Source organism: Enterobacter sichuanensis (assembly GCF_002939185.1).
In the GTDB taxonomy this organism is placed as follows: Bacteria; Pseudomonadota; Gammaproteobacteria; order Enterobacterales; family Enterobacteriaceae; genus Enterobacter; species Enterobacter sichuanensis.
Window position 1 is genome coordinate 1 of sequence record NZ_POVL01000081.1, and the last position, 10,629, is coordinate 10,629.

General features: G+C 44.9%; 15 protein-coding genes and 2 pseudogenes. 10 read left to right on the plus strand and 7 right to left on the minus strand.

Annotated elements, in window-relative coordinates:
* Positions 1-309: 309 nt before the first annotated feature.
* The 7 genes and pseudogenes from C5687_RS22470 to C5687_RS22500 all read left to right on the plus strand — a co-directional run bounded on the left by C5687_RS22470 (position 310) and on the right by C5687_RS22500 (position 3,591).
* Positions 310-885 (plus strand): recombinase family protein, encoded by a 576-nt coding sequence (locus tag C5687_RS22470; RefSeq protein WP_025367783.1) that lies wholly within the window; start codon positions 310-312, stop codon positions 883-885.
* On the plus strand, positions 882-1,130 hold the full coding sequence (locus tag C5687_RS22475; protein WP_046664164.1) for a hypothetical protein: 249 nt from the start codon (positions 882-884) through the stop codon (positions 1,128-1,130). Before C5687_RS22470 ends, C5687_RS22475 begins: the two co-directional genes overlap by 4 nt.
* Before the next feature lie 19 nt (positions 1,131-1,149).
* Entirely contained in the window at positions 1,150-1,620 is a 471-nt protein-coding gene (locus C5687_RS22480) for a hypothetical protein (RefSeq protein WP_099433492.1), read from the plus strand.
* 63 nt (positions 1,621-1,683) lie between these two features.
* A complete protein-coding gene (locus tag C5687_RS22485) occupies positions 1,684-2,049 on the plus strand; it encodes a hypothetical protein (protein ID WP_133061449.1) in 366 nt (121 codons plus the stop codon).
* An 84-nt stretch (positions 2,050-2,133) separates the two neighbouring features.
* Entirely contained in the window at positions 2,134-2,691 is a 558-nt protein-coding gene (locus tag C5687_RS22490; protein ID WP_087863368.1) for a hypothetical protein, read from the plus strand.
* A gap of 52 nt (positions 2,692-2,743) precedes the next feature.
* Positions 2,744-3,079: pseudogene (locus tag C5687_RS22495) on the plus strand (SOS response-associated peptidase family protein); the annotation flags it as partial.
* Between the two features lie 188 nt (positions 3,080-3,267).
* Entirely contained in the window at positions 3,268-3,591 is a 324-nt protein-coding gene (locus C5687_RS22500) for a hypothetical protein (RefSeq protein WP_086074166.1), read from the plus strand.
* Between the two features lie 159 nt (positions 3,592-3,750).
* On the opposite strand, the gene C5687_RS22505 is transcribed toward C5687_RS22500, so the two are convergent.
* The 7 genes from C5687_RS22505 to C5687_RS22535 all read right to left on the minus strand — a co-directional run bounded on the left by C5687_RS22505 (position 3,751) and on the right by C5687_RS22535 (position 6,357).
* The gene (locus C5687_RS22505) at positions 3,751-4,005 is read right to left on the minus strand and encodes a hypothetical protein (protein ID WP_104558017.1); all 255 of its coding nucleotides are present in this window, start codon (positions 4,003-4,005) and stop codon (positions 3,751-3,753) included.
* A 116-nt stretch (positions 4,006-4,121) separates the two neighbouring features.
* Positions 4,122-4,352 (minus strand): hypothetical protein, encoded by a 231-nt coding sequence (locus C5687_RS22510; RefSeq protein ID WP_104558019.1) that lies wholly within the window; start codon positions 4,350-4,352, stop codon positions 4,122-4,124.
* 13 nt (positions 4,353-4,365) lie between these two features.
* Positions 4,366-4,569 carry an HHA domain-containing protein gene (locus C5687_RS22515; protein WP_012540085.1) on the minus strand — a complete coding sequence of 68 codons (204 nt, stop codon included), beginning with the start codon at positions 4,567-4,569 and terminating at the stop codon, positions 4,366-4,368.
* Between the two features lie 33 nt (positions 4,570-4,602).
* Positions 4,603-4,971 carry a hypothetical protein gene (locus C5687_RS22520; protein ID WP_004197807.1) on the minus strand — a complete coding sequence of 123 codons (369 nt, stop codon included), beginning with the start codon at positions 4,969-4,971 and terminating at the stop codon, positions 4,603-4,605.
* A 43-nt stretch (positions 4,972-5,014) separates the two neighbouring features.
* On the minus strand, positions 5,015-5,509 hold the full coding sequence (locus C5687_RS22525; protein ID WP_020805591.1) for a hypothetical protein: 495 nt from the start codon (positions 5,507-5,509) through the stop codon (positions 5,015-5,017).
* A gap of 30 nt (positions 5,510-5,539) precedes the next feature.
* Complete coding sequence (locus tag C5687_RS22530; RefSeq protein ID WP_104558021.1) at positions 5,540-6,112, minus strand: hypothetical protein; 573 nt, start codon at positions 6,110-6,112, stop codon at positions 5,540-5,542.
* Complete coding sequence (locus C5687_RS22535) at positions 6,109-6,357, minus strand: hypothetical protein (RefSeq protein ID WP_000272716.1); 249 nt, start codon at positions 6,355-6,357, stop codon at positions 6,109-6,111. Before C5687_RS22535 ends, C5687_RS22530 begins: the two co-directional genes overlap by 4 nt.
* A gap of 315 nt (positions 6,358-6,672) precedes the next feature.
* Between C5687_RS22535 and C5687_RS22540 the strand changes: the two genes are divergently transcribed.
* From C5687_RS22540 to C5687_RS24770, 3 genes and pseudogenes are all read left to right on the plus strand, one after another.
* On the plus strand, positions 6,673-9,792 hold the full coding sequence (locus C5687_RS22540; protein WP_060415433.1) for a hypothetical protein: 3,120 nt from the start codon (positions 6,673-6,675) through the stop codon (positions 9,790-9,792).
* A gap of 155 nt (positions 9,793-9,947) precedes the next feature.
* Positions 9,948-10,193: pseudogene (locus tag C5687_RS25420) on the plus strand (hypothetical protein); the annotation flags it as partial.
* A gap of 127 nt (positions 10,194-10,320) precedes the next feature.
* Positions 10,321-10,629: hypothetical protein (locus tag C5687_RS24770; RefSeq protein ID WP_158252230.1), on the plus strand; the 309-nt coding region annotated here is incomplete at its 3' end.

Here is a 10,629-nt window from a genome sequence, read left to right on the forward strand (position 1 = left end):
CTGACGACTACAGGCCAGTGCCAGCTCAGATTCATCCAGAGCAAGATATTCCAGCCGCTGTGCATCATCGAAGTCAGGGAGACCATACAGCGCTTCCTGTTCGGCATTATTTAAAACAGCCAGTCGTTCACTTTTGCCTGTCGCTTTGCCACGAGTAGTCATCCTGACCCCGATTAATTATGTCCGTAAGAGGATCGTTCAACGGACAGTTAAATAAATTTTCGGATGTGCCATAAATCGCTGATGAAGTTGTCTCATATCACTGGTACGATATCAATCTCTTTGACGGCCCCTTATACGTACACATTTATGACTGAAATTCGCATTGGCTATGCCCGATGTTCAACTAACCACCAAGATCTGGCCGCACAACAGGAAGCTCTGATCAGCCTGGGCGTCTCCCCGGATCGGATTTACACCGACAAAGGGCTGACAGGGGCAAACCGGCAGAGACCAGGGCTGGATCAGGCGCTGGCCGCTGTGCGCCGTGGTGACACCCTGGTTGTACCGAAACTTGACCGTCTGGCGCGCTCGGTACCTGATGCGCGTGAAATTGCGGATGCATTACAGACCAGGGGCGTGAAGCTGGCGCTGGGAGCCAGTCTCTACGACCCAGAAGACCCGGTGGGGAAAATGTTTTTTAACGTGCTGGCGACGTTTGCTGAGTTCGAGGGCGATCTGATACGTCTTCGTACCCGGGAAGGTATGGCTATTGCGCGGGCGAAAGGGAAACTAAGGGGGAAACAGCCAAAGCTTTCAGACAAGCAGCAAAAAGAGCTTTGTAGAATGCATGGATGTGGTGAGTATTCAATCAGTGATTTGGCTGAATTATTTTCAGTCTCCCGACCTACTGTTTATCGAACACTTGCGCGAGGACAAAAATGAACGATCAGAACCTAAAAGATTACCTTTCAGAAAACTGGAAAAGACCATTTAAGACCCTTTCATTTTGGGTTATCTCCATTGCTGCCGTTATATTAACAGACCAATTATATAATTACGACCTCTCAGTCGACAGCATTTTTCATAGAACTAATCTGCTGGACTGGCTTTTGGGATTTATAATTATACTTACGTATATTTTTGCCGAAAAAATAGATGCCAAGATCAAGGCAATGATGTCAAGTTAATTTAATAAAAGGTTAAAAAATGAGAAATGGAATTTTCAGAAAGTTTTCGGTTAATTTTCTATCAGTTTTCGTTTTTTATACATGCATTCCCGAACATGTACTTGCTGCTAGCATATGGGAAAAATATACATCAAGCTCAGCAGAAGATATGTGGGTTCTCAGAATAAAACCACAAATGGACATGGCTGGTATCGTTTTCGCTCCTTTCTTTGATGTAAATAAGAGAGGAAGGCTAATGAGTTATGCCGATTCATTTGGAAATAAATTTCAGTTCGATGCAACCATAAAAAACATTTATATTAACTGTAAAAAACGCCAGTACGCGCTATACAGCACTGAGTTTTATAGGGATAACAATCTGTTATTTAAGCGAAATGATAAATTCATGGCCGATAATCTAAGCTCTCATATGGGTTTTGATACGTTATGGAGGCCATTGGGCTTTGGTGATTTCTATAGTAAATCATTTGAATATTACTGTAACAAATAAATAATCAATACAGCCAGAATACAGAAGATATCTGGATGTGTTGTCTAAATTATGGAGACGAATGTGAAAAAAAATAATATTTATATTTTCTTGATATTGATGATTAGTAACTTTGTTTACGCAAACCGATATTTAGATGAATCCGGTAGTGATATTTATGAATATTCCGGGGATAGTCATGGCTCTAACCTTATAGCGATTGTGGGGACTTTCATATATTACACTTGGGGTTATGCAGCATTCTTTAAAGAAAGACTGAGTAACAAGTGCTTGATTACTAGCGTACTTCTATCTTTGGTAACAACAGTGCTCTTTGTCAAATATCTTTTTGATTATCAAGGTGGTGGTGTTATAGCGATAGTGCCGATTATAGTTCCTTTCATTCTAAATATGGTAAGAGCATATATACCGTCTAAGTATTTATTATAGTTATTTTCATATCGTAGGTGATACGATTGCTAATCGACGAATCCGGTATAAAGTGCTAATTTAAGGGAGCCGCAACCTGTGGAGATGCTAGCAGAATTATTATCACTTATCTCAAAAAATTCGTGGGCTGCGGGAATGCTCAGCATGCTTATTACAGCTCTGTCAGGTATGTTATCCTATCTTTTAAAAGAACGGGGACGTAGTCGGATGAAACGTTATGAACTCACGATAGAACATTACAACGACTACAGTTGCCTGATGTTCACCGCAATGGATGCCTTATGTGCAGATAAAGGGTTTGAAAAATACAAGACACGGAGCATTAAACCGGCTTTTCCCGAGCTGGTGCTGGAAGAATTTACCCGCGACACTCTCAACGAACTTTTGTGCGCTTCAGGGCGAGCAACTCTGGTTGCTGATTCCCTGACGCGTGAACGGATTGCAGCCTGTACAAACTGTATCATCAATAAAGTTAATGGAAAACAGCAGTCGTCTGATGATTGCCATGACAAAATACTTGAAGCACTTAGAGCAATGAACCAGCATTTGCGTCGTTTTGAATATTGGTGGTTGATCCGATGGGGATTTGCAGTCATAGCATGGTTTAGGTCACTGAGAGTAAGGGAAAAATGTATAAACTGACAAAACTGCTTTTTGACTAATCACTTGGCCGGAAATTTCGGCGGTTCCGGCGAAGAACCCCTATTTCATCCACCGTAAAGACGGCCAGCCAATCCTCATGGCAGCGATCGGATGCACTCCGTTTGAGCGTGGTGATGAGGCGGAAGGGTTTCTGATTGTCACGGCCGCGGCTGATAAAGGTCTCGTTGATATCCATGACCGGCGCCCACTTGTCCTGGTACCGGACGCAGCCCGGGAGTGGATGAAACAGGACGTTTCGGGTAAGGAGGCTGAAGACATTGCTGCAGATGGAGCTGTGTCAGCTGATCATTTCATATGGCATCCTGTAACGCGCGCTGTTGGCAATGTGAAGAATCAGGGACCAGAGCTCATCGAGCCCGTTGGCTGATAAGATGTCGGAGGCTGATCAGTGTTTTAATGCTAATGTACGCATACATTAGCATTAAAATAGCCGTGCATTGTAACTACTCCGGCCGCTTTATATGCATTAATGAAGAAAGTTGGCCGATAAATTATGCCATTCAAAATAAAAACAATATATAATGAATCCGACAGCATTTAATTAAGGAGTGATTTATGAATGGGTATATCGTCACAATCATTATTGCATTCATTTTTGGTCCCATTCTGGCGTTGCCGATATTGATCGTCGGTTTGTTTAATATAATGGATTTGATGCTGTTTTCATTTCCCATCTTATTCTTTTGCATTCAGGGTTATAAAAAAGAAAGAAAAATTAAAGATGCTTTTAAAGGGGTAATTCCTGGCCTGATTGTATCTCTGATACTGATGGCTGTAGTTCTATTTGTCAAGGATGAAAACGACTGTTCGAATAAATATGAATCTGGCGATCTACCAGCTGCAGTGTGTGACACACTTAAGGGACCAGGATTTAGATAACACACGCCCGGTTCGTCTCTTGGACAGAGACGAACATCTCAATTTAGCCACCACAGCATTAGTTCGCTTAATGCTTTTTATGTTAAATATCATGCACTTAAAGTCAAGTTATGGCTATTCTTCTGCAATGGCCTGCTCACTATCACTGCCGGCACGGCTTCAGTCGGGATAGATGGATTCTTTTCTGGCATTAATGCCATAAAGACAAACACGGTTTTTTTCAGGCAAATGGATACCCATCAGGCGAAGAATAAAGCCGCGCCACCCCCGATTGACCTGACGGTTATAGTCATACTGGTCTGTATTTTCTTTTGTAAGTTTTGACCATTCATGCATGAGTGTTAGTGCATCGAGCTCGGTGATGTGCTTCACTTCATCGCCGATACGTACTGTGTTAATGCCTCTTCCCGTCATGATGATCCCCTCCGGCAATATCAGTTTCAGATTAACGCTGTTGTGATTATGTGTTAACAACACACTAAAGGCAATCTGACGTTTAATTATACCTCTTATCGCTACCGGGTAAGCCGTCAGGCATTTCCCGGTTTAAAAAGATATGCTGACAGTTCTGCTGCAGTTATATCAAACTCGAGTTTCTGGATTAATTCTGCAAGTTTTTTCTCTGCAGTATCACGATCAAACTGATTTTGTACTATCTGGATAGCAACCTGTTTTAGCTCATGAGGGAGGTGTTCCAGATTGATATGATTATCACCCGAAATGTCATCATCCGGACTTTCGAAGAGCCAGCCGTAACTCATAAGGTCTCCTGTTCTATTTCACAAATTTCCAGACACCTGACGGTACCCGGTCATACAACTTTCCCATCGTCATCTCCGCCAGCCGGTGATCAACCGCGGCATTGAAATGCTCAAGCTCATCATCTGACAGAGAATATTTATTTTTTTCTATAACCCTTTCCAGGGTTTCCTTCGATGTACAGCGCCGTAGTCGTAAAATCCATTCCTGTTTCGTCATTGGTTTTTTATATCCTTAGGTGTCCCGGTAGTTTCATTTTGGAAGAAGCTTTCCTTTCAGCCAGTTATGAGTGAACCATTTTGCATATATGATGTAACCCACAAAAGTTAAGAGTGCGGACAGACTATATATCCGGAGAACAGGTACCACGTGATGAAAACGTATCATCTGACCGGATTCATCTGCCAGACTCATTAATACATTGCTGTATGTTTCAGTCTGAAAAAACTCGTAGTAAGGTACCATCACAACATGAAGAAAAAATAAATTAAGCAGATACGTCAGAGAAAACGCGTGTTCCTGCCCGTTATAGGGCGCATACTGCGCAAAGGCGAACATCCATCCGGTGAAAAGCAGAAAACACATCGTTAAATACACCACCACCCATATCGCTGTTTTCATCACTGCCCCTCAGTTATATAATTTTTCTGTAACGCAAATTTCTTCAGGCGTTATGGCCCGTGCCGTTCTGCTTCAGATAATCACTGATGCTCAGGCCGGACAAGCGAATTTTATCCGAAATCTCCCTGAACTGCTCCTCCCAGCCGTCCTGCAGCTCCCTGATTGCCGCGATCTGGAAAGCAACACTGAAAGGCGTTCTGCCCAGTTTCTCGGAAAGCCAGAACAGATGCCTGCCAATCTCTTCGTCCGGTACCGAATCGAGCGCATCACTCAGTAAGGTTTTTTCGTCTTCCTGCCAGGGATGACCGGCTCGCGGAAAACGCGGATCAGGCTGGCGGTCTTTTTTCTCCCTTTTTTCCCGTCTGGCAACGGTCGGCGCATCGCCTTTTTTCAAGCCGACGCGCGCTTTCATGGCGCCGATAGCGGCGACTGCCAGTACCAGCGTTTCACGCTCCTGGCGCGTGAGCAGGCTGTCCTCGCAAATCAGGGTGTTCAGGTTATCGATCAGCTTATTCAGCCCGGGTTCAGTGACTTTCATTTTATGCTCATATTCCTTGTGTGGTGGCGATCAGTCCCGGCTCTCATTCACCTGGACGGTGACCGGCAGGCCTGCATCAAAACAGGCCTGATACCAGCTGGCCACCTGCAGGGGATCGCCCTCTTTTATCCGGCGTATGCCGCCGGCATCCGTCAGCTGCAGGCAGGTGGTACCGTCCAGACGGATCACGTAGGCCGCTTCCCTGATCGTGTAATGGCCGTCATCCAGCTGCAGCTCCACCGCGTCACCGGCAGCCGTCTGGCGTAACGGCAGACGCCGGACGTCTGTCAGTCGTTTTCGTGCCGTTTCAGCCTCGCGTGCTTCCTGGAAGAGCGGTTCTGCAATGCCGCGACCGGCCTCCGTCAGCTCGACGGCCAGCTGCAGGTTCGGGGCGCGCAGGGTGCGCAGCCAGCCCGCGGCTTCCATGCGCCGGCAGGAGGCGCGCAGGTTCGGCCCGTACACCGGGGCGTCCCCGCCCTGCTCCAGCACCCGCTCAATATCCCGCGTGGCCACCGGGCCCGGCCGTTTCGCATCGAGGGCGGCCAGCACAATCAGCACCCGGCGCTGCAGCGGCGACGGACGTCGGGATTTTTCCCGCATCATTGTCCCTCATTCCTCTGGGAAATGAGCGTTTTAAGCCGTTTATAGTCTGCTTCGACCCGTGTTGTGGCCAGGCCAGTGTGTCCACGCAGCGCCAGGAGATACCAGAAGCGGAGGATGTCATGAGCCTTGTTCACTTCCCAGACATAATGGGTGCCATCCCTGCGAAAATCGCATTGCTTTATTTCCTCTTCTGCCATCTGCGTCATCTGCTCATAGCTGAGCGAAAACAACATATCTTCATACATCCTGCACACTCCGTCTGAACATGTCCGGTTTAATCAAAAATCATACTTCGTATAATTTACATCACATTTAGAAAACATCATATCAGATATGATTTTATGATAAATGATAAATATCATATCCAGTATGATTTAATGTGCATTGCTTAATTATCATATCACTTACCGGTTTCCCGCCGTGCAGATCCGGAAATTGTCTAAATCGGATAACAGGGTGACGAACTTTGCACGAAGGGCATCGGGTGACATTTTCCAGAGAAAAAAAGGTCCCTACCGCTTATTATTCATAAAATTTCTTATGGAACACGCAGGATATCTATGTTTGGAAAACTTCTTAAAAGTGTCTCATGGCAGGTGAGAGCTGAACTCCGACGGAGCCTGAAGTCGAACCAGGATTACAAAAAACTTCGCTGGAACCGGGTGGAGAGAATACTTATTGCCTGCACCACCCATTACATCCGGGCTATGCTGGTCCTCTGGTCCGCAGCCTTCGGGGCTGTTTGCGTGGTCGAATATTTTCGCCCTGTATTACAACCTTTCGCTCTGCAGCATTTTAAGGGCATTACCACGCTTTCAGGTTGGATGTCTAATTTACTGGGTAGCCAGTTGACTATTATCGGTATCGTTTTTCCACTTGTCGTGGGCCTTATAAGTGTTCTGTTTCAAAAAAAATCAGCAAGGATGCATATTCAGTCAGCATATCAACTTCATTCCGGATATTTGTTTTCTGGTCTGAGTGGACTGTCACTTGCCGCATTTATTGTGGTGGGCGGTATGATGTTATCTGTTGGTGACAGATATCTTAATACAGCTTTCGCCGTTACTGCTTTTGTGTGGATGCTTTTCAATATTATTCTGTCTATCTGGTTCTTCGTCTCCAGTCTGAATGTCCTGGATGAGAGCAAGCGCGATCGACTATTGAATAAGTTTTTTTTGTCTCAGATAGTGGATGACTACATACAAAAAGCATATATTCTGGCGTGGCTGCGCTACCCGGGGGCTAACGTAGGTGAAAATTACCTCGGTAATATTAAAATACTGCCTTACTCAATCTCTGAGAAAAACGAGATGCTTCATGTTAAATCTAATGTCAGTAAAGGTGATGTTGTTACAGACATTTATATAAGGCCATTTTTATTTCTGCTGAGAAGGCTAGAGGCGGTAGATGGGCAGGATGCGGAAATTATCATTCTGCCCTCCTTTGGTGTTCGTTCCGGTGAACTGACTTTAATGTCATTGAAAAATATCAAGCCTGTTTCAGGATTGTGGCGGTGGTTATTTATCCGTTGTATTATAACAGGACGCCCTGAGAAGAAAAGGGATCTGGATGATATTACTTTTGATTTCTTTGGTGAGGCTTACGATGCACTTAATGATAAAAATATTAGCGTCTTCAGAGCAGGAATTGAAAGATTAACAGATACCTATACCTCTATCAAAAGAAGTTACAATTACGGGGTTGATAAAAATTATCTGGATGAAGTAAAAGAATCAGGTTTTAGCCATACTTTCAGTGATTCATTCCATTATGAATTGAGAAAGTTTTTTCGTGAATCCGTAAAATCAACGGAATATTCAGGCGAATATTTCCGTGAATCGATGGCCATTCCATTGCATGTGTACAGAAAAACACAGAGCACGTGTTTTACCGATTTCAGACAGTTTTTACTTTCGCTTTTCAGGGTGTGGCATGTGTTAAACGACTGGAAAGCGGGACTGGGGGGCCCCCTCTCGGCCAGCCAGGAGCTGACTCACCAGGCCCTTATCCGCGAGTTCATCGGACTGTGGGAAGGCTGGAGTATGACCACGATCACTGGCAAACCCGGGAGTGAAGATTCTACTGGCCGCCTGATGTATCATCTGCATAATACCGTCAGGCTTCTTATTCCGTCAGTGGTTGCCGATAATGCCTCTTCCGTGCGATATGCTCACGACGTTCTCTGCCTCTGGTTTAATCAGAACCGGTTTACACGGTACTGGGAGGAAGAGTACCGCTGGCACAGTTTCTTCCTGACTCCGGATTATCTGTCCCTGAAGGAGACAGAACCGCAGTGGGATATGTTACTCAGGGGCAGCATGTATAAAAAAGATGCGGCTTTGTCCATTATGTTTGCAAATGCCTTATCTGATTTGCGGTTGTTAATGGCAGGGTATCTTATTGCTCATTTTGAACCGCAAAAAAATATAGACTTAGCCGATCTTGTAAATCATCTCATTATGTCTGAATTATATGAAGATAGAGATACACATGACACGCTGACACCTGCATTCAGATGTTCTGTCGATATCATTGACATGATACTGAGAATTGAGCACTGTAATCTGCATACGAATACAAGCTGGTACAGCGGGTTATCCGAAACCATTGAGGTTATGAACTCATATAATGAAAGGCCTTACATTCCCGGGCGGGTGTATACAGGAGTAAATGAGGATATTGGCAGCCTCTACGGAGCGTTCTCCTTACTGGCCATAAAGCTCGCGCGACCAGCTGAACAGGTTACGCAGCGCGTTAATGAAGCCCTGGCGGGAAGGTTGTTTTCCTATTTCAGTAAAGACAGAATAATTTCTATTCTTGAACGACTGAAACGAGACCCTTCAGTTCCTTATGAAGGTTATATTATTTCAGAAGCGGATTATGCAACGAATGTGGTGTTCTTTAATGATGTTCTGGATAAATACATAGATGTCTTCAACCGTAGTAAAACGGCAGATATCGTTGCTGCTGAAGTAGACCAGGAGCGACTCAGAAATACTGATACTCGTCTTACAAACGAACTTCCTGGGGCATTGTCTGAAGATGTTCTGCTTAAATACTTCACGTTTACTCAAAATTCAGAATGTGATCGCAACTGGCTGGTGAGATACATTCCTGTTGGTGTTTCCAAAGATTATGTTGCCAGAGATCTTAATCAGAATGTCTACGGAGATTTTCCTTCGGTATCAGAAGTGAAGAGAAATATTCTCCACAGACTGCATTATGAACTGTGGAAATCACAGGCTAAATTAACAATTGAGGTCAATAATCTCGAAACGCTCTTAATGGAAGTCGCGCAACGGTCCGCTGATCAGAATAACTACATTCTGATGATCTATGGTTCCCGCTTCAGCGAAGAACTGAGGGAGCTGGTCTACCAGCCGGCAAGGCATGACGCGTTTAGCATACATGTTGATGTATCGGCCAGAGGTAGCCGCTCTCTGCCCTTCAGGATCAATAACTGTCTTATTTACCTTGTCCTCAATTCCGAACAGAAATTTTCACTTATGGTCAGTGCTGAATCCTTTGGTGAACTCAGGTTGTTCAGGTATCCGGATGGAACCCTTTTTAACACTTTCTACCGCAGCAACGGTGATCCACTTGAAGGTGTGATGAAAACGCTCTGGGAAATGGAGATGGAAATTACCGATACACCAGTGGTGCGGTTTGAACATCGCTGAGCAAAATTAAGGTGACCCCGGATGGGGTCGCTGTTAAATTGCTTTGTTGTTAATAATTAATTTGAATTGCGATATTTACAGCAATAATCCACTCATCACAACAATTCACTCTTTTTTGTGCTTATCCTGCAATAATCTCTCTCTTCCTCTCCTGAGATCCGAAAAGATGTTGTTCCGGATCTGCTTTCCGGCCTCCGGCGCGCTGCGGCCCGGAAACACAAGATGTAGCGGTGTTCTCAGCTGGCTGTGACGCTATATGTTGTGTCCTTCCCCTGCCCCGTGACCGGCCGCTCACCACCATAAAAGGGCGATATGGTTATTCCCTGACCGTGGTACACTTCCGGAAACTGCGCAATAGCGTAAAAATCGGATCTCACCGGAACGGCTATCCGGTAATTTAATGACGTGGTTATATGGCTGCTTATTATCAGCCAGAGAATAATGACAATAGATAAAATCCCGATTTGTGACTGTCAGGTGTGTCATTAGGTAATGATTTAGTGGTGGGATTATTTAACAGGGTATTAAATGGATATTGATCAAGTTATTCGGGGCCTTATTAGCCAGGGCATGAATTCTGTCTGGGTATATCAAACTGCGAATAGTTACGGCAAAGAACTGGTTCAGTTGCTGGACGTGCAAGGAAACGAGCTGGCTTGGCGTTGGCTCTCTGATGGCTGCGCATCATGGCAGGCTCCCTCTTCAGTGATTGGGGGATATTTGAGCTTACCAGTAGGAGCAAGTGAATATGACCTCTCACAGGGCTTCGATCATGCGTCGTTCATTCTAGGCACTGAGGATTGTTCAAATTATTCAGAACTACCGCCCAGACCAGAC